Origin of the sequence: Cellulomonas sp. JH27-2 (assembly GCF_014837175.1) — a bacterium.
Taxonomy (GTDB): Bacteria; Actinomycetota; Actinomycetes; order Actinomycetales; family Cellulomonadaceae; genus Cellulomonas.
Map to the genome: position 1 here is coordinate 17,402 of NZ_JACYFR010000006.1, position 24,634 is coordinate 42,035.

Annotated in this window: 22 protein-coding genes; 16 read left to right on the forward strand and 6 right to left on the reverse strand. The window is 72.8% G+C overall.

Annotation, left to right across the window (positions count from 1 at the left end; translation table 11 throughout):
* Positions 1-15: 15 nt before the first annotated feature.
* The 3 genes from IC607_RS16070 to IC607_RS16080 all read left to right on the forward strand — a co-directional run bounded on the left by IC607_RS16070 (position 16) and on the right by IC607_RS16080 (position 2,987).
* Positions 16-576, forward strand: a complete 561-nt coding sequence (locus IC607_RS16070; RefSeq protein ID WP_191788438.1) for a GNAT family N-acetyltransferase — start codon at positions 16-18, stop codon at positions 574-576.
* 20 nt (positions 577-596) lie between these two features.
* Positions 597-1,295, forward strand: a complete 699-nt coding sequence (gene cofC, locus IC607_RS16075; RefSeq protein ID WP_191788628.1) for a 2-phospho-L-lactate guanylyltransferase — start codon at positions 597-599, stop codon at positions 1,293-1,295.
* Between the two features lie 162 nt (positions 1,296-1,457).
* Positions 1,458-2,987, forward strand: a complete 1,530-nt coding sequence (locus tag IC607_RS16080; protein ID WP_191788439.1) for an HNH endonuclease signature motif containing protein — start codon at positions 1,458-1,460, stop codon at positions 2,985-2,987.
* 207 nt (positions 2,988-3,194) lie between these two features.
* Here IC607_RS16080 and cofD read toward each other — a convergent pair whose 3' ends face one another.
* Genes cofD through IC607_RS16100 form a run of 4 tightly spaced genes read right to left on the reverse strand, consistent with a single transcriptional unit; the run spans position 3,195 to position 7,097 of the window.
* Positions 3,195-4,175, reverse strand: coding sequence for a 2-phospho-L-lactate transferase (gene cofD / locus IC607_RS16085; protein ID WP_191788440.1), 981 nt, complete (start codon positions 4,173-4,175; stop codon positions 3,195-3,197).
* Entirely contained in the window at positions 4,172-4,990 is an 819-nt protein-coding gene (locus IC607_RS16090; RefSeq protein ID WP_191788629.1) for a putative F420-0 ABC transporter ATP-binding protein, read from the reverse strand. The genes cofD and IC607_RS16090 overlap by 4 nt, the downstream gene beginning before the upstream one ends.
* On the reverse strand, positions 4,987-6,063 hold the full coding sequence (locus tag IC607_RS16095) for a putative F420-0 ABC transporter permease subunit (protein ID WP_191788441.1): 1,077 nt from the start codon (positions 6,061-6,063) through the stop codon (positions 4,987-4,989). The genes IC607_RS16090 and IC607_RS16095 overlap by 4 nt, the downstream gene beginning before the upstream one ends.
* Positions 6,060-7,097 (reverse strand): putative F420-0 ABC transporter substrate-binding protein, encoded by a 1,038-nt coding sequence (locus IC607_RS16100; protein ID WP_191788442.1) that lies wholly within the window; start codon positions 7,095-7,097, stop codon positions 6,060-6,062. The genes IC607_RS16095 and IC607_RS16100 overlap by 4 nt, the downstream gene beginning before the upstream one ends.
* 152 nt (positions 7,098-7,249) lie before the next feature.
* Between IC607_RS16100 and IC607_RS16105 the strand changes: the two genes are divergently transcribed.
* From IC607_RS16105 to IC607_RS16115, 3 genes are all read left to right on the forward strand, one after another.
* Positions 7,250-8,056, forward strand: coding sequence for an SDR family oxidoreductase (locus tag IC607_RS16105; RefSeq protein WP_191788443.1), 807 nt, complete (start codon positions 7,250-7,252; stop codon positions 8,054-8,056).
* A 104-nt stretch (positions 8,057-8,160) separates the two neighbouring features.
* Positions 8,161-9,987, forward strand: a complete 1,827-nt coding sequence (locus IC607_RS16110; protein WP_370526324.1) for an ABC transporter ATP-binding protein — start codon at positions 8,161-8,163, stop codon at positions 9,985-9,987.
* Positions 9,984-11,792, forward strand: coding sequence for an ABC transporter ATP-binding protein (locus tag IC607_RS16115; protein WP_191788444.1), 1,809 nt, complete (start codon positions 9,984-9,986; stop codon positions 11,790-11,792). The genes IC607_RS16110 and IC607_RS16115 overlap by 4 nt, the downstream gene beginning before the upstream one ends.
* A gap of 10 nt (positions 11,793-11,802) precedes the next feature.
* On the opposite strand, the gene IC607_RS16120 is transcribed toward IC607_RS16115, so the two are convergent.
* Positions 11,803-12,561: a MerR family transcriptional regulator gene (locus IC607_RS16120; protein ID WP_191788445.1), complete on the reverse strand. Its 759-nt coding sequence runs from the start codon at positions 12,559-12,561 to the stop codon at positions 11,803-11,805.
* Between the two features lie 83 nt (positions 12,562-12,644).
* Between IC607_RS16120 and IC607_RS16125 the strand changes: the two genes are divergently transcribed.
* Positions 12,645-13,169 carry a phosphoribosyltransferase gene (locus IC607_RS16125; RefSeq protein ID WP_191788446.1) on the forward strand — a complete coding sequence of 175 codons (525 nt, stop codon included), beginning with the start codon at positions 12,645-12,647 and terminating at the stop codon, positions 13,167-13,169.
* A 7-nt stretch (positions 13,170-13,176) separates the two neighbouring features.
* Here IC607_RS16125 and IC607_RS16130 read toward each other — a convergent pair whose 3' ends face one another.
* A complete protein-coding gene (locus IC607_RS16130) occupies positions 13,177-13,839 on the reverse strand; it encodes an HAD hydrolase-like protein (RefSeq protein ID WP_370526325.1) in 663 nt (220 codons plus the stop codon).
* A 304-nt stretch (positions 13,840-14,143) separates the two neighbouring features.
* On the opposite strand from IC607_RS16130, the gene ileS reads away from it, so the two are divergent.
* The 9 genes from ileS to ndk all read left to right on the forward strand — a co-directional run bounded on the left by ileS (position 14,144) and on the right by ndk (position 24,619).
* Positions 14,144-17,392, forward strand: a complete 3,249-nt coding sequence (ileS, locus tag IC607_RS16135) for an isoleucine--tRNA ligase (RefSeq protein ID WP_191788448.1) — start codon at positions 14,144-14,146, stop codon at positions 17,390-17,392.
* Between the two features lie 17 nt (positions 17,393-17,409).
* Positions 17,410-18,765 (forward strand): folylpolyglutamate synthase/dihydrofolate synthase family protein, encoded by a 1,356-nt coding sequence (locus IC607_RS16140; RefSeq protein ID WP_191788449.1) that lies wholly within the window; start codon positions 17,410-17,412, stop codon positions 18,763-18,765.
* A 151-nt stretch (positions 18,766-18,916) separates the two neighbouring features.
* Positions 18,917-19,912: a dihydroxyacetone kinase subunit DhaK gene (dhaK, locus tag IC607_RS16145; protein WP_191788450.1), complete on the forward strand. Its 996-nt coding sequence runs from the start codon at positions 18,917-18,919 to the stop codon at positions 19,910-19,912.
* A 51-nt stretch (positions 19,913-19,963) separates the two neighbouring features.
* Positions 19,964-20,596 carry a dihydroxyacetone kinase subunit DhaL gene (dhaL, locus tag IC607_RS16150; RefSeq protein WP_191788451.1) on the forward strand — a complete coding sequence of 211 codons (633 nt, stop codon included), beginning with the start codon at positions 19,964-19,966 and terminating at the stop codon, positions 20,594-20,596.
* Complete coding sequence (dhaM, locus tag IC607_RS16155; RefSeq protein ID WP_370526327.1) at positions 20,593-21,321, forward strand: dihydroxyacetone kinase phosphoryl donor subunit DhaM; 729 nt, start codon at positions 20,593-20,595, stop codon at positions 21,319-21,321. The genes dhaL and dhaM overlap by 4 nt, the downstream gene beginning before the upstream one ends.
* Positions 21,322-21,384: 63 nt before the next feature.
* Positions 21,385-21,978, forward strand: coding sequence for a TetR/AcrR family transcriptional regulator (locus IC607_RS17955; RefSeq protein WP_370526328.1), 594 nt, complete (start codon positions 21,385-21,387; stop codon positions 21,976-21,978).
* Positions 21,979-22,015: 37 nt separating this feature from the next.
* Positions 22,016-23,740: an MDR family MFS transporter gene (locus IC607_RS16165; RefSeq protein WP_370526359.1), complete on the forward strand. Its 1,725-nt coding sequence runs from the start codon at positions 22,016-22,018 to the stop codon at positions 23,738-23,740.
* Positions 23,737-24,165 carry a DUF4233 domain-containing protein gene (locus IC607_RS16170; RefSeq protein ID WP_370526329.1) on the forward strand — a complete coding sequence of 143 codons (429 nt, stop codon included), beginning with the start codon at positions 23,737-23,739 and terminating at the stop codon, positions 24,163-24,165. Before IC607_RS16165 ends, IC607_RS16170 begins: the two co-directional genes overlap by 4 nt.
* Positions 24,166-24,184: 19 nt before the next feature.
* Positions 24,185-24,619, forward strand: a complete 435-nt coding sequence (gene ndk, locus IC607_RS16175; RefSeq protein WP_191788453.1) for a nucleoside-diphosphate kinase — start codon at positions 24,185-24,187, stop codon at positions 24,617-24,619.
* Positions 24,620-24,634: the final 15 nt, after the last annotated feature.

The window sequence follows — 24,634 nt, forward strand, 5'->3', positions numbered from 1 at the left end:
ACTAGGCTCGTCCCCGTGCTGATCCGGGAACGCGTCGACACCGACCTGCCGCGGCTCGAGGAGATCCTGCACACGACCTACGAGCGGGACGGTTACCCCTTCCGCGCGGAGAGCGTGTCGGCGGGCTGGCTCGTGCGGCACGGCGACCTCGCGTGGGTGCTGGTCGTCGATGGGGTGGTCGTCGGGCACGTCGCCCTCCACCTGTCGGTGGACGGGGGCCCGTCAGGTGAGGGCTCCTCGGGCGACGGCGCCGAGATCGTGCGTTACTTCGTCGCCCCGGAGGCGCGCGGGACGGGCGGCGCGTCGCTCCTCCTGCAGCGTGCGCTCGCCGAGGCCTACGAACGTGCCGGCGACGCGTGGCTCGTGGTCATGCCGCACAACACCCGTGCGGTCGCGGCGTACGCGCGCGCCGGTCTCGTTCCCGACGGTGAGACTTCGTGGACCGACGTCGAGGGCGTCGAGCACCCGCTGCTCCGGTTCAGGGCATCGGGCAGCCGGGCGCCGAGTATCCCAGCGCCAGCCAGACCCCGGCAGGTCGCCGGGGCGACTTCGCGCGACAGCGACTCGGGCGTGTGACGATCGGCGCCGTGAGCGATATGGACCGGTGGGTCGTCGTGGTGCCCGTGAAGGTGGCCTCCGCGGGCAAGACCCGGCTGGCCGGGGCCCTCGACGCGCGGGCGCGGACGGCGCTCGTGCGCGCGATGGCCCTGGACACCGTCGACGCCGCGTCCGCTGCCGGGCGGGTCGCGCGTGTGCTCGTCGTGACCGCGGACCCCGTGCTCGTCGGGGCCGCCGGGCACGGTTTCGGCGTCGTCGCGGAGCCGATGTCGGGAAAGCCGGGGCCAGGTGAGCCGGCTTCGGAAGCCAGCCAGACGCACACGTACAGCTCCGCGCAGCTCAGCCCGCTCAACCGGGCGATCGAGGCGGGGATCGCGGAAGCGCGACGGCTCGTCCCTCGCGCGAGCGTCGCGGTATTGCTCGGAGACGTGCCCGCGTTGCGGCCCTCCGACCTGGATGTGGCGCTGGCGCTTGCCGACGACGTGCCGCGGGGGTTCGTCGCCGACGCCGACGGCTCGGGGACGACGCTGCTGACCGGCGCGCGGGGGGCCGAGCTTTACCCGCGGTTCGGGATGGGGTCTGCCGCAGCCCACGCAGCGAGCGGGCATGGCCGGCTCGACGTGCCGTCGTCGTCGACCCTGCGGCGGGACGTGGACGTGCCCGCCGACCTCGAAGCTGTCGCTGCGCTCGGGCTCGGGCGGCGGACCGCCGCGCTGCTGGACCGGCTGCGAGGCTGACGGCGGCGGTCGGACGGACCTGCGTTCGACCGGGGGTACCGACCTTGGTCTGTGGACAGATCGGACATTTTGTCGGTGGTCGGCCGTACAGTTGTTCGAGTCGAGGTCGTAATTCGAGCACGTCCTGGTTGAGCACGTCCTGATTGAGCAAGGGGGTTGAGGATGTCCGAGCGTCCCGCCGGATTCGTGGAGTCGAGTCGTGTGCCGTCGCGGCCGCGTGAGCGCCCGCACCTGATGTCCGACGTCGCCCCCGGCGAACTTGTGCCTGGCGTCTCCGCCGCTGGTTTGTCCGGCGCCGCTGGTTTGTCCGGCGTCTCCGCCGCTGGTTTGTCCGGCGTCTCCGCCGCGGCGGCCCTGCTTGCCGACTTCGCTCCCGACGACCCGGCTCGGCGTTTGCCCACGTTCCCCGTCGAGGCTCCGACGTCGAGGATCGTCGCGGCGCTGGAGTCCGTCGATCCCGCGTCGCTGTCGCCGATCGACCTGGTGGAATGGGTCGCGGGGTGGCATCAAGTCATGGCGGCGACCACGGCTCAGCAGGCGCGCGGCGTCCACGTCGCCGCCACGCGGCCCGGCCCGATGGGGGACTTCGTCACTGACGAGGTGGCGTGCGCGCTCGTGGTCACGCGGCAGTCGGTGGAGCAGCTCGTCGGACGCGCGGCGGGCCTCGATGCCTCGCCCGAGCTCGCGGAAGCACTCATGCTCGGCCTCGTCGACGCACGCAAGGTGGACGTGATCCTGCTCGGCACTCTCACGCTGCCGGAGTCGTCGCGTCGGTGCGTGATCGCGCAGGCCACGGAGGCAGCGCGGGGTCTGACCGCGCCGCAGCTCCGCCGGCACGTGCGACGGCTCGTCCTGGTCGCGGACCCGGCCAGCGCCGAGCAGCGCGAGAAGGAGGCGCGCAAGGAGCGAGGCGTCGATCTGCGCTGGGGCCACGACTCGATGGCCTGGGTCAGTGCGTACCTTCCTGCAGCAGCCGCGATGAGCGCGATGACGGTGATCGAGGCCCTCGCGGCGGCCGCGGGTGCGCACGACGACCGCACCGTCGACCAGCGCCGCGCGGACGCGTTCGCGGACGTCTTCGGAGCGATCCTCGACGCCGATCAGGCGCCCGACGGCACACCGCTGGCGCGTCGCCACGGACAGCGCGCGAGCATCAACGTGACGGTCGCCGCGACCACGTTGCTCGGGCTCGATGACCTGCCCGGCGACCTCGCGGGCTACGGCCCGATCCCCGCGCACGTCGCGCGGGAGATCGCCCAGGATGCGACGTGGAGCCGGATCCTCACGGAACCTGCGTCCGGCGCGTTCCTCGAGCGGTCCCGCGGCACCTACCGGCCAGGTGCGGACCTGACGCGGACCGTGATCACGCGGGACGTGACGTGCACGTACCCCGGGTGCCGACAGTCAGCGGCTCGCAGCGAGCTCGACCACATCGAACCCTTCAACCACGCAGACCCCCGGGCCGGGGGAGCGACGTCGGAGGACAACCTGCACGCCGTGTGCAAGCACCACCACCAGGCCAAGACCGCCAAGCTCTGGAACGCCCGGCGCGACAAGGCCACGGGGAACACGATCTGGACCAGCCCGCTGGGCATCACCTACGCGCGCTCCCCGATCCCGGTCTACGCCGGTGAGGCGGTCTATGGCCCCCACCGTCCCCAGCGAGCACCGCAGGAACGGCCGCCGTTCTGATCCGCTGAGAGCACTCAGGCAGGCCGCAGACGACCGACGGCGCCCGGCCGCAAGGGGCTTTCTTGATCTGCCGGTTGCTTCCTCGCGCCTCGCTGCCTCCTTTCGGAGCGCTCGCTGGACCGGCCACGTCGCGGCCGACTTCGGTGCGCCCTGGCGCCCTGGCGCCCTGGCGGCTGGCGGCGCAGGGCGCGCGCGTTCGGCTGGGCGTCAGGCCCGGGTGGCGAGGTCCAGCGCGGTCGCCGCGACGTGGGTTGCGGCGGGGACGTCGACCATGAGCGTGTCGGTCGCCGCCGTGCGCCAGCCCTCGTCGCGCAAAGTTGCGGCCGTGGCGGCGTCTGCGTCGTCGACCAGCCAGGCGTCCAGGAGGCCGCCGGAGTCGCGTCGACCGTAGTGGCGGGCGACGGCCTCGGCGCTGGTCTCGACGCCGATCGCGGTCAGGCACGCGTCGGCCATGCCTCGGACGGGGGCGCCGCCGACGATGGGGCTGACGCCCACGACGGACCCGCGGGCCGAGCGGATGGCGTCGCGGACTCCGGGCAGCGTCAGGATCGTGCCGACAGACACGACGGGGTTCGACGGCGGGATGACGACGAGGTCGGCGTCCGTCAGAGCCGCGAGCACGCCGGGTGCGGGGACGGCGTCGTCCAGCCCGACCTGCACGAACCCGAGCGCGGGCAGTGCGGCCCGGTGGCGGACCCACCACTCCTCGAAGTGGATGAGCCCGTCGGCGGTCTGCACGTGGGTCTCGACCTCGTGGTCGGTCGCGGGCAGGAGGCGCACGCCGGGCTTCCATCGCTCGCACAGCCGCTCCGTCACGGCCGACAAGGGCAGGCCCGAGCTCAGCAGCTCCGTGCGGGCCAGGTGGGTGGCCAGGTCCAGGTCGCCGAGCGTGAACCACTCCCAGCCCAGGCCGTAGGCGGCCAGGTCGTCGCTGGTGCGGCGGGTCTCGTCTCGCCGGCCCCAGCCCTGCTCCTCGTGCACGCCGCCGCCGAGGGTGTACATGAGCGTGTCGAGGTCGGGGCACACGCGCACACCGTGCAGCCACATGTCGTCGCCGACGTTCGCGACGACGGTGACGTCGGCCGTCGTCCCGCCCGAGCCGTCCGGCAGGCGAGTGCGCAACGCGGCCTGCAGCCCCCGCGTGAACCGGGCGCCGCCCACGCCGCCGGACAGGACGGTGATCTTCACGGGGTCTCCTTCGAGGTCGGGTCGAGGTCGGGTGCCGGCTCGTGGAACGCGATGACCGGTCGTCCGGTGCGCGGGTGCGTCAGGACCTCGGACTCGACGCCGTACACGTCGCGGACCAGGTCGGCTGTGAGCACGACGCTCGGGTGCCCTGCGGCGACGAGACGCCCCTCGGACAGCACCAGCACGTGCTCGCAGAACGCCGCTGCCAGGTTGAGGTCGTGCAGCGCCGCGACGCTCGTGATGCCCAGGTCGCGGACGAACGCCAGCAACGAGAGCTGCGCGCTGATGTCGAGGTGGTTGGTCGGCTCGTCGAGCAGCAGCAGGCTCGGTTGCTGCGCCAGGGCCCGCGCGACGTGCACGCGCTGGCGCTCGCCGCCGGACAGGGTGGACCACAAGCGGTCGGCGAGGTGCTCGGCGCCAGCCGATCGCAGCGCACGCGCGACGGCGTCCTCGTCGTCGTCGGCGCCCCACAGCGACCGGAACGGGATGCGCCCCAGCGCCACGACCTCGCGGACCGTGAGCGGCACGGTGCTGGAGGACTCCTGCTCGACGAACGCGATGCGACGCGCCCGTTCGCGTCGTGCGAGCGTGTGGACGGGGGAGTCGTCGACGAGAACGGCACCCGCCTCGGGGGTCAGGAGCCCCGCGACCAGCCGCAGGAGCGTCGTCTTGCCCGCCCCGTTGGGTCCGAGCAGGCCCGTGAGCGCCCCGGCCGGCGGGGTCGCGTCGACGCCGTCGACGACCCAGCGGCCACCGAGAGTCGTCCCGGCGCCGACGATGCGGACGTCGACGCCGCCCGCACTGGCCGGGCTCAGCCCCACGACGCCCCCTGACGGCGGCGCAGCAGCACGGCGAACACGGGCACGCCGACGATCGCGGTGACGATGCCGACCGGCAGCTCGCGCGGGTCGAACACCGTGCGCGCGAGCGTGTCCGCCCACACCAGGAAGACGGCGCCGGCCAGCGCCGCGACGGGCAGCAGGCGCCGGTGCGCGGGACCCGTCAGCGCGACGACGGCATGGGGCAGCACCAGCCCGACGAAGCCGATCGCGCCGCTCACGGCGACCATCGCTCCGGTCAGCAGGGCGACGAGCGTCATGAGCACCCACCGTGTCCGGTCGACGTCGATGCCCAGCGCGGCCGCGGCGGTGTCGCCGAACGCGAACGCGTCCAGCCGCACGCCCTGCGTCAGCACGACCGCGCCGACGACGAGCACCGCGACGCCCGCGATCGCGACGGACTGCCACGTCGAGCCGGCCAGCGACCCCAGCAGCCACGACAGGATCTCGCGGTACGAGTCGCCGGTGGCCGTCCAGAAGATCACCAGCGAGGTCAGCGCCGCGCACAGCTGCGAGACCGCCAGCCCTGCGAGCACCGCGCGGCTGGGTGTGAGCGTCCCGCCGGTCCGTGCCAGGGCCAGGGTCGCGACGAGCGCGAGCAGTGCGCCCGCGAAGGCCGCGACCGGCAGCAGCAGCGACACGCCGACGACGAGCACGGCGACCGCACCCAGGGACGCGCCCGACGACAGCCCCAGCAGATAGGGGTCGGCCAGCGGGTTGCGGGTCAGCGACTGCATGACCGCGCCGGCCAGCGCGAGCCCGGCACCGACCGCCGCGGCCGTCAGGACCCGGGGGAGCCGCAGCTCCCACACGATCGCGTCGTGCAGCCGCGGTACTGGCGCGACGTCGAGGCCCAGGTGGCCACCGATGCTCCGCGCGACCTCGCCCGGGCTGAGCCCGGCCGGTCCGATCGCGACCGTGACCAGGATGGTCGCGACCAGCAGGGCCAGGCCGACGACGACGAGGGTGGCCAGCGGGACGCGGCGCGCGGCCCGCGCCGGGTGCGCCACCTCCGCCTGCCGCGCTCCGGTCGTCGTCTGCCGGCTCACTTGTCGAGGTCCGCCAGCTGCTGGTCCAGCGAGACCACGGCCTCGGCGTTGCGCACTCCGGCCTCGGTGGAGGCGAACGGCAGCGTCAGGTACCGCTTCTCCTTGACCGCGGTCAGCTCGCGCGTGGCCGCGTTGGACTCCAGGAGCTTGATCTTGTCGGCCGCCGTGTTCCAGGTCGCGTCGACGAGCACGATGACGTCCGGGTCGTCGGCCACGATCTGCTCCCAGCCCGCGGACGTCCACGTGTCGTGCACCGACGCGAAGATGTTCGTCAGGCCCGCGGCGTCCATGATCATCTGCGGCGACCCGATCCCGGCGCCCACGTACGGGGTGTCGGTGCCGGACGAGTACCAGAGCGCTGTCGTCTTCTGCGCAGGCTTCGTCGCGGTCGCCAGCGACGCCTTCATCCCGTCGACCACCTTCGTCGCGGCGTCCGGCACGCCGAAGATCGAGCCGACCTCGCCGACCTCGCCGTACACGTCGTCGAACGTCAGCGGGTCGGGCTTGTACTCCGGCTCCTTGCACGCGGCCGGCGACACGTACGTGCCGATGCCGAGCTTCGCCAGCCCGGCCCGGTCGCCCGCGCCGTCGGCGGAGAAGTTGGACTCCCAGCCGCCGTAGACGAAGTCGGGGTCGACGGCCAGGAGCGCCTCCTGGCCGGGCACCTGTGGTGAGAGCACGGGGACGTCCTGGGCGGCGTCCGCCCACTCGTCGGGCACCGGACCGTCCGAGAACGCCGTGCCCACCAGGCGGTCCTGCAGGCCGAGCGCCAGCATCATCTCGGTCGCCGTGGACTTGATCGTCACCACCCGCTGCGGCGGGGTCGTGACCTTCACGGTGGTCCCGCAGTTGTCGAGCGTCACGGGTGTGAAGGCGCCCGACGACGAGCCGGCTGACGAGCTCGGCGACGAGCCGCTCGCCGTGCTCGGGCGTCCGGCCGTCGCGTCGGACGAGCACGCGCTCAGTCCGAGCGTGAGCACGACGCTCGTCGCGAGGGCCCAGCGGGCGGTGGCGTCGGTCCTGAAGGAAGGCATGCGGCAGCTCCGGGGGTGAGGGGTGCGGGTCGTTCCGCGTGATCACTCGGCGCACGTCGCGCCGCCGGAGGCCGCCCGAACGTCCGGGCGACGAGCACCGACCACATCCGGCCGGGTTCCGCGTCCCAGGTTAGTCCGCCTACGGTGACGCCATGACCTCCACACCTGACCTGCCCGCGGCACCCGACGCGACCGACGACTCCCGCCCGACCTCTGCTGCCCGTCGCGTCCTGGTCACGGGCGCGTCGTCGGGCATCGGTGCCGCGACCGTCCGGCGGCTGTGCGCGGACGGCTGGGACGTCGTCGCGACGGCCCGCCGCGGGGACCGCCTCGCGGACCTCGCCGGGGAGACGGGCGCCGAGGTCTTCGCGGCCGACGTCACCGACCCGGCCGGTGTCGCCGCGCTCGCGGACCACGTGGAGCAGACCGGTGGCCTCGACGCCCTGGTCAACAACGCCGGTGGAGCGTTCGGCCTCGACCCCGTGGCGACGTCCGACGTCGAGCAGTGGCGGGCGATGTACGAGGTCAACGTGCTGGGGACCTTGCAGGTCACGCAGGCGATGCTCCCGCTGCTGCGGGCGCGCGGGGGCGGCGACGTCGTCGTCGTGACGTCGACCGCGGCCGAGGGGCCCTACGAGGGTGGCGCCGGCTATACCGGCGCCAAGCATGCCGAGCGGATGCTCGCGACGACGCTGCGCTGGGAGATCGTCGACGAGCCCATCCGTGTCATCCAGATCGCGCCCGGGGCGGTGGCGACCGAGGAGTTCTCGCTCGTCCGCTTCGACGGGGACGCCGAGCGTGCGGCCGCGGTCTACGCGGGCTACGAGCCGTTGGTGGCCGACGACATCGCCGACGCGATCTCCTGGACGCTGTCCCGTCCGCCGCACGTGAACGTGGACCTGCTGGTTGTCCGGCCGCGCGCCCAGGCGAGCAACACGAAGACGTCGCGCACGGCCTGAACGGGGCGTCGGCCGGCGCGGCGCTCGACGCTCGGCAAGGTTGCTCGGGTCACCAGTCGGACACGCCGGGTGCGTTGTCGGCGGGCGTGCTTACAGTGACGGACGTGCCACCACCTGCCCCCGCCCCGCGTGCGGGCTCGGGGCGTGCGCCGTCGACGACCGTCGCGTTGCTGCGGCTGCGCGAGTGGGCGCGGCCGGCGCAACGACGGATCGTCGTCGGCGGCCTGACCGCGCTCGGGGCGAGCCTGCTCTCGCTGATGCTGCCGCAGGTGCTGCGGTGGCTCGTGAACGGGCCGCTGCTCACGGACGGGTCGCGCTGGGCGGTCGTCGCGGGCGCCGGGGTCGTCCTCGCGCTCGGGCTGCTCGAGGCGTTCCTCATCTGGTGCCGCCGCGCCCTGATCGCCACGCCCGGCACGGCCGTCGAGCGCGAGATGCGCGTCTCGATGTTCCGCCACCTGCTGGACCTGCCCGTCGAGTTCCACGACCGATGGTCCGGGGGGCAGCTGCTCTCGCGGGCCATGGGCGACCTGGGTGCGATCCGGCGCTGGCTCGTGTTCGGGCTCGTGATGATGCTGGTCAGCGCCGCGACCGTCGTCGCCGGCATCGCCCTGATGCTCGCCACGAGCTGGGAGCTGGGCCTGGTCTACCTCGCCGGCGCGGTGCCGATGGTGTGGCTCAGCTTCCGGTTCCGCGAGGACTACAAGGTGGTCGCCCGCCGCGCCCGCGACCAGGCCGGCGACCTGGCCACCGCGGTCGAGGAGTCCGTGCACGGCATCCGCGTCCTCAAGGCCTTCGGGCGCGGCGACGACGCGCTCGAGGACTTCGCCCGCCAGGCCGAGTCGCTCCGCGTCACCGAGGTGCACAAGGCCCGCACCCTGTCGCGCGTGACGTTCGCGCTCAACGCGATCCCGGAGGCGATCCTGGCCGTCGCGCTCGCGGTCGGGGTCCCGCTCGCGGCGCACGGGCACCTGTCCGTGGGTGCGCTCATCGCGTTCTTCGCCACGGCCACCATCGTCAACCGTCCCGTCGAGCGGCTCGGCCAGTTCCTGGCCATGACGCTCGACGCCCGCGCCGCGACCGACCGCTACGCGCAGGTGCTCGACACGATCGTCGCAGTGCGGGATCCCGAGCAGCCGGTGCCGCTGCCTGCGCCCGGCCCGGCCGGGACGCGCGTGGAGCTGTCCGGTGTCGCCTTCGCGCATCCCGGCGGCGAGCGCGTGCTCGACGGCCTGGACCTGGTGCTCGAGCCCGGGACCACCACGGCCATCGTCGGGCTCACCGGCAGCGGCAAGTCCACGCTCCTGCAGCTGGTGCCGCGCCTGTACGACGTGAGCACGGGTTCGGTCCGCATCGACGGCGTCGACGTGCGCGAGACCACCCGCGCCGAGCTGCGGTCCGCCGTCGCCGTCGCGTTCGAGGACCCGATCCTGTTCTCCTCGACGGTCCGCGACAACGTCCTGATGGGTGTCAGCCGCTCCGACGGCACGCCCGAAGACGAGCTCCTGGCGACCGCCCTCGACGTGGCGAGCGCCGACTTCGTGGCCGACCTCCCGCACGGCGTCGACACGGTGATCGGCGAGGAAGGGCTGAGCCTGTCGGGCGGCCAGCGCCAACGGATCGCGCTGGCGCGCGCCGTCGCCGCACGTCCCCGCGTGCTGCTGCTCGACGACCCGCTGTCCGCGCTCGACGTCAGCACCGAGGCCGCCGTGACCGAGCGGCTGCGGCGGGTGCTGGTCGGCACCACGACGCTCGTCGTCGCGCACCGCCCCTCCACGGTCGCGCTCGCGGACCGCGTCGCCGTGCTCGAAGGTGGCCGCATCACGGGTGTCGGCACGCACACGGACCTGCTCGGGACCCACCCGCACTACCGCTACGTGCTCACCGCGCTGGAGACCGCCGACGAGCGCGAGGACGCCGGGGTGGGCGCATGACAGCGATGCACGATCCGGCTGCGCTCCGGGAACCGACACCGCAGGAGCACGCCGCGGTGCGCCGGCGCTCGCTGGCTCTTCTGCGTTCGCTCGTCGGGCCCGTACGAACGGGTGCCGCGGGCGCGGTGGTCCTGGTGGTGCTCTCCGAGCTCGCGACGGCCGCCGGCCCCGCGCTGGTGGCCTACGGCATCGACCACGCACTGCCCGCCATGGGCGACGGGCGCACGTGGCCGCTCGTCGCGACGGCGGGCGCGTACCTCGTCACCGCGCTGCTGGGCGGTCTGCTGGCCAGCGCCGCCGTGCGTGCGTCGGCCGTGGTCAGCCAGACGATCCTGCTGGACCTGCGGCGCCGGGTGTTCCGCCACACCCAGCGCCTGGACCTGGAGTTCCACGAGCGGTACACCTCGGGCCGGATCATCTCGCGGCAGACCTCTGACCTGGACGCCGTGCGCGAGCTGCTGGACGGCGGCCTGACGACCCTCGGGTCCAGCCTGCTGGCCATGATGTTCACCGTGGTGGGCCTGGCTCTGCTGGACTGGCGCAGCGCCCTGCTGCTTCTCGTGGCGGTGGTCCCGGGCATCGTGCTCACGCGCTGGTTCCAGGTTCGCTCGCAGGCCCAGTACCGCGCCAGCCGCACGTCGGCGGCCCGGCTGGTGGTGAGCTTCGTCGAGGCGATGACGGGGATCCGCGCCGTCCAGGCGTTCCGGCGTGAGCCCGCGACGGCCCGCGCGTACGACGAGCGCGCCGAGGAGTACCGGGCCGTGTCCGCCGAGGCCATCCGCGTCAACGGCGTCTTCGACACCGGGCTCACCGCCATCGCCAACGTCACCGTCGCGGTGGTCCTGCTGGTGGGCGGTCTGCGGGTGCTCGACGGCGGTCTCGAGGTCGGCGTCCTGATCGGCGCCGTCCTCTACGCGCGCCGGTTCCTCAACCCGCTGTCGCAGATCGGCATGTTCTACAACTCGTTCCAGTCGGCCACCGCGGCACTCGAGAAGGTGGCGGGTCTGCTCGCCGAGGAGCCGACGGTGCCCGACCCGGCGCGCCCGGTCCACCTGCCCGCGTCGCGGGGTGACCTGCGGTTCGAGGACGTCTCGTTCGGGTACGGCGGCGGTCCGCTCGTCCTGCCGCACCTGGACCTCCATGTGCCTGCCGGTCAGCAGCTCGCGCTCGTCGGGCGCACCGGCGCCGGCAAGTCCACCGTGGCCAAGCTGCTGGCCCGGTTCTATGACGTACGCGACGGCCGGATCCTCCTGGACGGTGTGGACCTGCGCGACGTCGACCCCACCGACCTGCGCCGCGCCGTGGTGATGGTGACGCAGGAGGCCTACCTCTTCTCCGGCTCCGTGTCCGCGAACATCGCGATCGGGCGGCCCGGTGCGACGCGCGCACAGGTCGAGGAGGCGGCCCGGGCCGTGGGTGTGCACGACCTGATCTCTGCGCTGCCCGACGGGTACGACACGGAGGTGGACAAGCGCGGCGTGCGGCTCAGCGCGGGCCAGCGTCAGCTCGTGTCCTTCGCGCGTGCCGTCCTGGCCGACCCGGCCGTGCTCATCCTCGACGAGGCCACCAGCTCGCTCGACGTGCCCGGCGAGGCGCAGGTCCAGCGGGGCCTCGCGACGCTGCTCGCCGGACGCACCGCCGTCGTCATCGCCCACCGCCTGTCCACCGTGATGAGCTCCGACCGGGTGCTGGTGGTCGAGGGCGGCCGGGTGGTCGAGGACGGCTCACCGGACCAGCTCGTGGCGGCAGGCGGTCGGTTCGCCGCGCTGCACGCCGACTGGCAGGCGTCGCTGGGCGCCGACTGACCGACGCCCGTCAGAGGTGGCGCGCCGCGTACAGGTGGAGCGCGTCGCGGACGAAGGCGGCACCCTGGGAACCGCCGTAGGTGCGTGCGAAGCGGTCGTCGGCCACATAGAGGTCGGCGAGGCCCAGGACGTAGTCCTTGGCGTCGGTCGGGCTGGACGCGCCGTGCGCCGGGGTACCCGGGATCGTGGTCAGCCACGCGACGTGCCGCCGGGCGAGGTCCTGCCCCACCGGGCCCGCGGGATCGCCGCCGCTCGCGCGGGCCCACTCCTCGGCGAGCGCCGCGGTCTGCTGCTTCCAGTCGCGCTGCTCGTCGCGCGACATGGAGCGCCACCACGCGTCGGACGTGTCGTACGCCTGCGCACCCCAGCGCTCCACCACCTCGTCGCGGTGCTGGGTGTGGTCGAACCCGTCGAACATCTGCTCCGTCATGATCGTCCTTCCCTCGGTCCTGCTCTCGATGGTGCGCTCGACCGCGGCGACCTGCCGCGCGAGCCGTCGCTGCTCGGAGCGCAGCCAGTCCAGGTGCCGACGCAGGGCTGCGACATCGTCGTCCTCGGCCGCCAGGGCGTCCCGGATCGCGGTCAGGCCCAGGCCCAGGTCGCGCAGCAGCAGGATGCGCTGCAGGCGGACCAGTGCGTCCTCGTCGTACCAGCGGTAGCCGTTGTCGCCCACGCGGCTGGGGGGCAGCAGGCCGATGGCGTCGTAGTGCCGCAGCGTGCGGCTCGTGACGCCCGAGAGCCGCGCCGTCTCCTGGATCGATGCCTCCATGTCGACCACCGTAGAAGTTGACGCCACGTCAAGGTCAAGAGCAGCGCAATGCCCGCGCAACATCCACGGCCTAGCCTGGCGTCGTGACGGAGACGACGGCCGCGCAGGCTGCGAGCGAGACCACACCTCAGACGCCTGCCCGCGAGGTGCTGACGTACGAGCAGTTCGGCGTCGCGGCGCGCGAGCTGGCGCAGGCGGTGGCCGACTCGGGGTTCGTGCCGGACGTCGTCGTCGCCGTGGCCCGTGGCGGCCTGCCGCTCGGCGGGGCCATCGCCTATGCGCTCGGCACGAAGGCCGTCGGCACGCTCAACGTCGAGTTCTACACGGGCATCGACGAGCGCCTGCCCGACCCCGTGCTGCTCCCGCCGCTGCTGGACACCAACGCCATCACCGGCCTGCGTGCGCTCGTCGTGGACGACGTCGCCGACACGGGGGAGACGCTCGCGCTCGTCGAGAAGCTCATGGGCCGCTACTGCCAGGACGTGCGGACCGTGGTGCTCTATGCCAAGCCGCGCTCGGTCATCGACCCGCACTTCGTGTGGAAGCGGACCGACCGGTGGATCGTCTTCCCGTGGTCGGACCGCGACCCGGTGACGCCGGCGGTCTGACGCGAGGTCACAGGCTCAGCAGGTCGACGACGGCCGGTGCGAGCTGGTCGGTCCGGTCGACGACGCGCACGGCGCCGGCCTCCTCGAGCTCGTCGGGCGCGGCGTAGCCCCAGCGCACGCCCAGGCACGGCACGCCGTGGGCCGCGGCGCCGAGGACGTCGTGCTCCCGGTCGCCGACCATCAGCCGCCGCTCGCCCGGGTCGCGACCAGTCAGCGCGCGCTCGATGACCAGCGCCTTGCTGGACGGGACGTGGTCGAGCGGCGCGCCGAAGATGCCGTCGACGTACGGCGTGATGCCCAGTCGCTCGCAGATGGGCACCGCGTAGATCTCGGGCTTGGACGTCGCGACGACCAGCGCGCAGCCCAGGCGCCGCAGCTCGGCCAGCGCGTCCAGGACGCCGTCGTAGACCGCGTTGTCGTACATGCCGCCGGCGGCGAAGACGGCGCGGTAGCTGGTCACCAGCTCGGCGACCCGGGCCGGCGGGACGCCGTGCGCCAGGAACGACTCCGGCAGCGGCGGCCCGACGAACGAGCGCAGCTCGGTGGGCGTCGGCACCGCGAGGCCGGCCGCGGTGAAGGCGTGCGTCACCGACGCCGAGATGCCGGGGAACGAGTCGGTGAGCGTGCCGTCGAGGTCGAGCAGGACGAGCGCGGCGGGGGAGAAGGTCACGTCCCCATCCTCGCGCGTCCCGCCCGTGCCATCTCCCGTGCATCGTCCCGGGGGAGGCAGGTAGGCTGGCCCGACAGGCGTCGACCCGGCCATCACCGGCGAGCCTCCGGAAGAACGGGCCCGCAGTCCTCGGACCGCGGGCCCCAGTAGAACCGGACGGGGCAGGCCCGTCACAGCCGCAGCAGAGTGGTCGACGCCCCCGGGGGACGCCGGCAAACGAGGTGGTACCGCGGGAGCCCCGATCCGGGGTGATCGTCCTCGTAGCCGCACGCGCACGACGCGAACGACCCAGGAGACCCGCACGGTGACCGAGCCCACCAGGTACCCCCTGCACCACCCCGACGCCCCCGTGGCGCCCTCGCCGGACCTGCCCGCGCTGGAGCGCGACGTCCTGGCGCACTGGGAGGCCGACCAGACGTTCCAGGCGTCGATCGACCAGCGGGACGCGGGGGCCGACGGCGACAACGAGTTCGTGTTCTACGACGGTCCGCCGTTCGCCAACGGCCTGCCGCACTACGGCCACCTGCTCACCGGGTACGCGAAGGACGTCGTCCCGCGCTACCAGACCATGCGTGGTCACCGCGTGGAGCGCCGCTTCGGCTGGGACACGCACGGTCTGCCCGCCGAGCTCGAGGCGCAGCGCACGCTGGGCATCACCGACAAGGCGCAGATCGAGGCGCTCGGCATCGACGCCTTCAACGCCGCGTGCCGCGAGTCGGTGCTGAAGTACACGGGCGAGTGGCGCGAGTACGTCACGCGCCAGGCCCGCTGGGTCGACTTCGACAACGACTACAAGACGCTCGACGTCACCTTCATGGAGTCGGTGATCTGGGCGTTCAAGCAGCTGCACGACAAGGGCCTGGCGTACGAGGGCTACCGCGTGCTGCCCTACTGCTGGGTGGACCAGACGCCGCTGTCCAATCACGAGCTGCGCATGGACGACGACGTGTACGCGTCGCGTCAGGACCCCGCGCTGACGGTCGGCGTGCGCCTCGAGTCCGGGGAGCTGGCGCTGCTCTGGACGACGACGCCGTGGACGCTGCCCAGCAACCTGGCCGTGGCCGTCGGCCCGGACATCGAGTACGTGACCGTCGAGCCCGCGCCGGACTCGCCGTTCGCGCAGGCGCACCCGGGCGAGCGTGTGCTGCTGGCCGGTACGCGACTGGCGGCCTACGCGCGTGAGCTGGGCGAGGCGACGGTGGTCGCGACGACCCGCGGCGCCGACCTGGCCGGACGCCGCTACACGCCGCCGTTCGACTACTTCGTCGGCCGCGAGAACGCGCACCAGATCCTGGTCGCGGACTACGTGACCACCGAGGACGGCTCGGGCCTGGTGCACCTGGCGCCCGCGTTCGGTGAGGACGACATGGCGGCGTGCGACGCGGCCGGCATCGCCCCGCTGGTGCCCGTCGACGCCGAGGCGAAGTTCACGAGCGAGGTGCCCGACTACCAGGGCCTGCAGGTCTTCGAGGCCAACAAGCCGATCATCGCCGACCTCAAGGCGGGCTCCGGCCCGCTCGAGCGCGTCCCGGCCGACCGCCGCGCCGTCGTCGTGCGGCACGAGACGTACGAGCACTCCTACCCGCACTGCTGGCGCTGCCGGAACCCGCTCGTCTACAAGGCCGTGACCAGCTGGTTCGTGCGGGTCACCGAGTTCCGTGACCGGATGGTCGAGCTGAACCAGGAGATCACCTGGGCGCCCGAGCACATCAAGGACGGCCAGTTCGGCAAGTGGCTGTCGGGTGCGCGCGACTGGTCGATCAGCCGCAACCGCTACTGGGGCACGCCCATCCCGGTGTGGGTGTCCGACGACCCGAGCCACCCGCGCGTCGACGTGTACGGGAGCCTGGAGCAGCTCGAGGCCGACTTCGGCCGCCTGCCCGTCAACCACGACGGCGAGACCGACCTGCACCGCCCGTTCATCGACGAGCTGACGCGTCCCAACCCGGACGACCCGTCCGGCGCGAGCACCATGCGCCGCATCCCCGACGTGTTCGACGTCTGGTTCGACTCGGCCTCGATGCCGTTCGCCCAGGTGCACGCGCCGTTCGACAACGGTGACTGGTTCGAGCACCACTTCCCGGGCGACTTCATCGTCGAGTACATCGGCCAGACGCGCGGCTGGTTCTACGTCATGCACGTGCTGGCCACCGCGATCTTCGACCGGCCCGCGTTCCGCAACGTCATGTGCCACGGCATCGTGCTGGGCGACGACGGCCGCAAGGCCAGCAAGTCGCTGCGCAACTTCCCCGACCCCGTGCAGATGTGGGACGTGTACGGCTCCGACGCCGTGCGCTGGTCGCTCATGTCCAGCTCCATCCTGCGCGGCGGCAACCTGGTCGTCACCGAGGAGGGCATCCGCGACGGCGTCCGCCAGGTGCTGCTGCCGCTGTGGTCGACGTACTACTTCTTCACGCTCTACGCGGGAGCGGCGGACGGCGGCAACGGGTACGTCGCGAAGGCGGTCGCGCCCGAGCGGGTAGCCGGCATGGCGCCGATGGACCGCTACGTCCTGGCCCGCACCGACGAGCTCGTCGAGGCCGTCACGGCGCAGATGGACGCCTACGACATCGCCGCGGCGTGCGAGTCCGTGCGCGAGCACCTCGACGTCCTGACCAACTGGTACGTCCGCACGCAGCGCGACCGGTTCTGGGCGGAGGACGACGACGCGTTCGACACGCTGTGGACCGCGCTCGAGAGGCTCACGCGGGTCATGGCGCCGCTCGCGCCGCTCGTGACGGAAGAGGTGTGGCGCGGCCTGACGGGCGGGCGCTCGGTGCACCTGACCGACTGGCCGACGGCCGCGGGAGACGCCGACGCCGACCTGGTGCGCGCGATGGACCAGGTCCGCGCGGTCACGTCGACCGCGCTGGGTCTGCGCAAGGCGCACTCCGTGCGTGTGCGTCAGCCGCTGCCCAGCCTGACGGTCGGGGTCGAGGACCCCGCCTCGCTCGAGCCGTACGCCGCGCTGCTGGCCACCGAGCTCAACGTCAAGCAGGTGCTCCTGGAGTCCGCGGACGCCGCCGAGCGGTTCGGCATCACGCAGCGCCTGGCCGTGAACGCCCGCGCGGCCGGTCCGCGCCTGGGCCGCGGCGTGCAGGCGGTCATCCAGGCCGCGCGCGCCGGGTCGTGGCGCCTGGACGGAGAGACGGTCGTCGCGACGACGGCCGACGGCGAGGTCCCGCTCGAGCCGAGCGAGTACGAGCTGACGACCGTCGTGGCCGGCGGCGAGCAGGGCACCAGCGCGGCGGCCGTGCTTCCCGGTGGGTTCGTCGTCCTGGACCTGACGCTCGACGACGCGCTCCTGGCCGAGGGCTACGCCCGCGACGTGGTCCGGGCCGTGCAGGACGCGCGCAAGGCGGCCGGACTGCAGGTGAGCGACCGCATCCTGCTCTCGCTCGACGTCCCGCGCGAGCAGGTGCCCGCGGTCGAGGAGCACCGCGACTTCATCGCGCGTGAGACGCTCGCGGTGTCGGTCGAGGTGGACGTCTCGCCGACGCCGGAGCTCGCGGTGCGGGTCGAGGCTGTCGAGGCCGGGGGGTACGAGGCGTGAGCGGCGGGGCGGACCACATGCGTGACGAGGCGGCGCGCGAGGCGCGGACGGCGGCCGACGAGGTCTACGCCGCGATCCTGGCGCGTGCGCCCGAGCACGACATCGACCCGACCCTGGAGCGTGTGCGCCAGGTGTGCGAGCTGCTGGGCGACCCGCAGCACGCCTACAAGGTCGTCCACCTGACGGGGACCAACGGCAAGACGTCGACGAGCCGCATGGTCGAGCGCCTGGTCCGTGAGCACGGCCTGCGCACGGGCCGGTTCACGAGCCCGCACCTGACGCGCGTCACGGAGCGGATCGCGATCGACGGTCAGCCGATCAGCGACGAGCGTTTCGTCGAGGTGTGGCAGGACGTCGCGCCCTACGTGCACCTGGTGGACCAGCGCTCGGCCGAGCGCGGCGAGCCGCGGCTGTCGTTCTTCGAGGTGTTCACGGTGATGGCGTTCGCCGCGTTCGCGGACGCCCCGGTGGACGTCGCGATCGTCGAGGTCGGGATGGGCGGCCGGTGGGACTCCACCAACGTCGCCGACGGGGACGTCGCCGTCATCACACCGATCGCGATGGACCACGAGCGCTACCTGGGCGACACGCTGGTCGAGATCGCCTCGGAGAAGTCGGGCATCGTCAAGGACGGCGCGACCCTGGTGCTCGCCGCGCAGACCGAGGACGTCGAGGGCGTCGTGCTGGCGGCGGCGGCCGAGCGCGGCGCGCGCGTGATCCGCGAGGACGTCGAGATCGCGGTGGTCGAGCGCTCGGTCGCGGTGGGCGGCCAGCTGCTGACCCTGCGCGGCACGGGCGGGACGTACACCGACATCTTCCTGCCGCTGCACGGCGAGTTCCAGGCGCACAACGCGCTCCTGGCCCTGACCGCCACGGAGGCGCTGGTGGCCGGGGGAGGCGCGCTGCAGCCCGGCATCGTGGAGGCCGCGTTCGCCGACGTCGACTCGCCCGGGCGGCTCGAGATCGTGCGCACCAGCCCCACGGTGATCGTCGACGGGGCGCACAACCCCGCCGGTGTCGAGGCGATGGTCGCCTCGCTCGACGAGGCGTTCGCGTTCCAGCGCGTCGTCGGCGTGGTCGGCGTGATGGCGGACAAGGACCCCGAGGGCATCCTGTCGATCCTGGAGCCGGTGCTCGACGAGATCGTCGTGACGGCTGCGGGCAACACCCGCGCGATGGCGCCCGACGAGCTCGGCGAGGTCGCGGTCGACGTGTTCGGCGAGGACCGGGTGCACGTCGTCGAGCGCCTCGACGAGGCCGTCGACCTGGCAGCCGGGCTCGCCGAGCGGGACGTCGAGCGCGGGGCAGCCGTGCTGGTCACGGGGTCGATCCTGCTCGTCGCCGAGGCGCGGATCCTGCTGGGGCGCGGCTGACGGACCTCCGTGCACGAATGTGCATGCGTGCCGCACATCTTCGCCTTGACGGCCGTGAGCCGTCGGGCGAAGGTGGGCAGCGGGGGCTGACCGAGTACCACCGGAGCGCGTGACGGAGCCCGACGAGGTGCCCCGTCGAAGGGATGTCGACGTGAAGAAGCTCATCAACGACCCACGTTCCGTCGTCGCCGAGACCCTCGAGGGTTTCGGCGCTGCGCACGCAGACGTCGTCGAGGTCCACAGCGAGCCCGACTTCGTCACCCGCGCGGGAGGAGCGGTGCAGGGCAAGGTCGGGCTCGTCTCCGGCGGCGGCAGCGGGCACGAGCCGCTGCACGCCGGGTTCGTGGGCGTCGGGATGCTCGACGCGGCCGTCCCCGGACCCGTGTTCACGTCGCCGACTCCCGACCAGGTGCTGCCCGCGATCCAGGCGGCCGACGGCGGCAAGGGCGTCCTGCTCATCGTCAAGAACTACACGGGCGACGTGCTGAACTTCGAGACCGCCGCGGAGCTGGCCGACGCCGAGGGCGTCGACGTGCGAACGGTGGTCACGAACGACGACGTCGCCGTCCAGGACTCGCTCTACACGGCGGGCCGCCGCGGTGTGGCGGGCACGGTGTGCGTCGAGAAGATCGCGGGGGCCGCGGCGGAGCGCGGCGACGACCTCGACTCGGTCGCCGCCGTCGCGCAGCGCGTCAACGACAACGTCCGCTCGATGGGCGTCGCGCTCACCGCCTGCACCGTGCCGCACGCGGGCAAGCCGTCGTTCGACCTGCCCGAGGACGAGATCGAGATCGGCATCGGCATCCACGGCGAGCCCGGTCGTCGGCGCATCCCGCTGGCGAGCGCGGACGAGATCACGGAGATGCTCGTGACCCCCGTGGCCGACGATCTGGGCCTCGCGCAGGGGGACCGCGTGCTGCTGTTCGTCAACGGGATGGGTGGCACGCCGTCCTCGGAGCTCTACGTCGTCTATCGTCGGGCGCGCGCACTGCTCGAGGAGCGGGGCGTGGAGGTGACCCGCTCGCTCGTGGGCAATTACGTCACGTCGTTGGAGATGCAGGGCGCGTCGGTGAGCGTGCTGCGACTGGACGACGAGCTCACCGAGCTGTGGGACGCTCCGGTGCACACCACCGCGCTGCGGTGGTGACGTGCGGGCGTGGTTGCTGGTGACGAGACATACGGCCGAGGGAGTGCATGGATGAGCGTGGACGTGGCGTGGGCCGTCGAGTGGGTGCGCCGCAGCGCGCAGACGATCGCGGAGCACCGCGAGGAGCTCATCGAGCTGGACCGTCTGATCGGCGACGGTGACCACGGCGAGAACCTGGACCGCGGCTTCCGGGCCGTGGTCGCCAAGCTCGACGCTCTCGACGAGCCGCCCGCGCAGATCGGCGACGTCCTCAAGCTCGTCGCCACCACGCTGATGTCGACGGTCGGTGGGGCCGCCGGGCCGTTGTACGGGACCGCTTACCTGCGTGCCGCCAAGGCGACCGCGACCGACGAGCTCGACAGCGCCGGCGTCGTCGCGCTCGTCGAGGCCGCGCTCGACGGGATCGTCGCGCGGGGCAAGGCGACGACGGGCGAGAAGACGATGGTCGACGCGTGGTCGCCCGCCGCTGAGGCGGCCGTGCACGCCGCGGACGCGGGCGGGTCCCCGGCGGACGTGCTCGCCGCTGCGGCCCAGGCCGCCGCCGAGGGTGCGCAGGCGACGATCCCGCTCGCGGCCACCAAGGGCCGGGCCAGCTACCTGGGGGAGCGGTCGATGGGCCACCTCGACCCCGGCGCCCGCTCCACCGAGCTGCTGCTCGCCGAGGCCGCCGCGGCGGCGGCGTGAGCGCGCCGGACGCGGACCGGGCGTTCGCCCGGGTCGCGCTCGTGCTCGTCTCGCACTCGAGGGAGCTGGCCGCGGGGACCGTCGAGCTCGCGGGCCAGATGGCGCCCGGCGTGCTGCTGATCGCTGTGGGCGGGACGCCCGACGGTCAGCTCGGCACCGACTTCGACGGCATCGAGCGGGCGTTCGGGCAGGCGACGCAGGACGGTCGCAGTGCCGTGGTCCTGATGGACCTGGGCTCGGCCGTGCTCACGGCGGAGTCGGTGCTGGACCTGGCCGACGAGGACCTCGCCGCCCGGGTCCGGCTCGCGGACGCGCCGTTCGTCGAGGGGGCCGTCGCGGCCGCCGTCACCGCGCACGGCGGCGCGGACCTCGACGCGGTGCTGGCGGCCGCCGAGGGTGCCGGCCGGATGTACGACGGCGACCGGCCGTCGGCCGCGCACGATGCGTCGGCTCCGCCCACGGACGACGGCGTGGTGCGCGAGACCCGCACGCTGCTCAACCCGATGGGGCTGCACGCCCGGCCGGCCGCCGTGATCTCGCGGATGCTGGCCGCCTACGACGCGAAGGTGACCGTGAACGGGGTCAGTGCCGCGAGCGTGCTGGCGCTCATGAAGCTGGGCGCGACGCAGGGCACCGAGCTGCGGATCGAGGGCGAGGGGCCGCAGGCGGCCGAGGCGGTCAGGGTGTTCACGACCGAGGTGGAGCGGGGCTTCGGCGAGATCTGACACGTGACGCTCGCCACGCGAGTTGCAGTCCGTGCAAAGTTGCACCTGATGTAATCTTCAGTGGTGAGTGACGACCTGGGCCTGCGCGAGCGCAAGAAGCGTGCCCGCCGCGAGGCGCTCATCGACGCCACGCACCGGCTCGTCGAGCAGCACGGCCTCGACGCCGTGACGGTCGAGGCCATCTGTGCGGAGGCCGACGTCTCGACCCGGACGTTCTTCAACTACTTCGAGTCGAAGGACGACGCCGTGCTCGGGCACGTGCCGTGGCCCGTGGACTCCCCGGCTGGGACGACGTTCGCCGCCGGCGGCCCGACCGGGCACCTGCTCACCGACCTCCAGCACCTCGTCGGCTCGTTCCTGGACGACCCGCCGGTCGGACGCGAGCGGTTCAACCGCGCGTTCGAGATCGCGACCCGCGAACCGCGGCTGCTCGCCCGCCACCTCGCGTGGTTCGAGCAGCACAAGGGTCAGATCGTCGCGCTCGTCGAGCAGCGCCTCGGTGAGCAGCCCGAGCGAAGCCCCGTCGTGGTCGCGTCCCTGGCCCTCTTCCTCACGCACGCGACGTTCGTGCACTGGGAGGAGTCCGGGGGATCCGGCGAGGGTGACGACCACCTCGCCTTCGTCGTCCACGAGCTCCGCGCGCTCGTCGCGGACTGACCCCCGACCACCCCCGAAGCCCCGCACAGCCCCACAGATCGAGGACAGCATGGCCACCGCAGCACCTGACACCACGGCGAGCGACAAGCCGCTCGTCGTCCTGACTCCCCGCACCGTCTGGCTGATCTTCGGTGCGCTCATGGCGAGCATGTTCCTGTCCTCGCTCGACCAGTCGATCGTCGGCACCGCGATGCCCACGATCGTCGGCGAGCTGAACGGCGTCGCGCACCAGGGCTGGGTGGTGACCGCCTACATCCTGGCGATCGCGATCGTCATGCCGCTGTACGGCAAGTTCGGCGACCTGTGGGGCCGCCGGTACCCGTTCCTCGTGGCCATCGGCCTGTTCACGATCGCCTCGGCCGGAGCCGGCTTCGCGCAGTCGTTCGGTGAGCTCGTGTTCTGGCGCGGCGTCCAGGGCCTCGGCGGCGGTGGCCTGATGATCCTGTCGCAGGCGATCATCGCCGACATCGTGCCGGCCAAGGACCGCGGCAAGTACATGGGCCCGATGGGTGCGCTGTTCGGTATCGCCGCCGTCGTCGGCCCGCTGCTGGGCGGCCTGTTCACGCAGCACGCCGACTGGCGCTGGTGCTTCTGGATCAACATCCCGATCGGCATCGCTGCGTTCGCCACCGCGTGGTTCACCCTCAAGCTGCCCAGCCACCGTTCGGGCAAGAAGATCGACGTCGCGGGCATCTTCTTCATGGTCGTCGGCACGTCCGGCCTGGTGCTGGCCACCTCGTGGGTCTCGTGGTCGGGCAACACCGGCTACGACTGGAGCGACACGGGGCTGCTCGCGCTGGTCGTCGGCACGCTCGTCGCGATCGCCGCGTTCATCGTCGTCGAGCTGCGTGCGAGCGAACCGCTGCTGCCGCTGCGCCTGTTCAAGAACCGCACCTTCACCATCGCGACGGTCATCGGCTTCATCCTCGGCATGGGCATGTTCGCGGCCCTCGCGTTCCTGCCCACGTTCCTGCAGATGTCCACGGGCGCCGGTGTCACCGAGTCCGGCTTCCTCATGCTGCCGATGATGGTCGGCGTCATGGCCACCGCCATCGGTTCCGGCATCGCGATCACCAAGACCGGCCGCTACAAGCTGTACCCCGTCGCGGGTCTGCTCATCACGGCCGCCGGCCTGGCGTGGCTGACCCACATCACCGGCGACATGTCGATGTGGCTGTTCGGCGCCATGATCTTCGTGCTCGGCGCCGGCATGGGCCTGGTCATGCAGACCATCGTCCTGGCCGTGCAGAACGCGGTGGACCCGCACGAGCTCGGCACCGCGACGTCCGCGAACAACTTCTTCCGCGAGATCGGCGCCGCCGTCGGCACGGCCATCTTCAGCACCATCTTCACCACGGCGCTGACCAGCAAGCTCACGGAGGTGTTCGCGGGCGCACCCGCCGGCGCCGCCGACCCGAGTGCCAGCCTGACGCCGGAGTTCGTCCAGACGCTGCCCGAGCCGTACAAGTCCGGCGTCATCGACGCCTTCGCCGACACCCTGGCGCCCTCGTTCTGGTACTTCGTGCCGCTCATCCTGGTCGGCTTCGTCCTGGCGCTGTTCCTGCGCGAGGTCAAGCTGTCCGGCGTCGCCGGCATGGTCGCCCGTGGCGAGGCTGTCGCCGCGGACGGCAGCGCTGTCGACGCCGCGCCGACGACCGACGATCGACTGGTCGTCGACGAGCTGAGCCCGTCGGTCGACGAGGTGCTGCCGCGCCCGCACACGTCGGGCGACGACATCCCCGCGGTTACCCTGGAGCGGTGACCTCCGACGCGCCGGCCGTGCGCCGCAAGCGGCCCGCGAAGCCGCAGTTCGCCCAGACGATGCTCATCCTCGAGGCGTTCTGCGTGTTCTTCGCGACTCTGGTGGCGTACGGCCTGAGCTCGGGCGAGGACCCGTGGATCGACGTCAGCACCGCGGCGGTGTGGTGGATCGGCGGCGGTCTCGCGGTCGCGCTCGTCATCATCTCCGGGATCGTCACCCGGCCGGGCGGTTACACGGCCGGCTGGGTGGCGCAGGCGTGGGTGGCGGGGGCCGCCCTCGTGCTGCCGTCGGTGGCGCGCGGCATGGCCCTCGTCGTGGCGGCGGTGTTCATCGCGCTGTGGGCCGTGTCCCTGCGCCTCGGTGGCCGGATCGACCGGGAGCGGGCGGAGTACGACGCTGCCCACCCCGGCGAGGTCGGGCCCTGATCGCCCTTAGGGTTGGGGCATGAGCGACGCACCCGCCCAGCAGCGCACCCTTGTCCTCGTCAAGCCCGACGGTGTCCGTCGCGGACTGTCCGGCGAGATCCTGCGCCGGATCGAGGCGAAGGGCTACACGCTCGTCGCCGTCGACCTGCGCCAGGCGTCCGACGAGCTCCTGGCCGAGCACTACGCCGAGCACGCCGGCAAGCCGTTCCTGGCGCCGCTGATCGAGTTCATGGGATCCGGCCCCGTGCTGGCCGTCGTCGCCGAGGGGCACCGCGTCATCGAGGGTTTCCGCTCCCTTGCCGGCGCGACAGACCCGACCGTCGCGGCGCCCGGCACCATCCGCGGCGACCTGGGCCGCGACTGGGGGCTCAAGGTCATCCAGAACCTCGTCCACGGCTCGGACTCGCCCGAGTCCGCCGAGCGCGAGATCGCGCTCTGGTTCCCGAACCTCTGACGCGGCGCGCCGAGG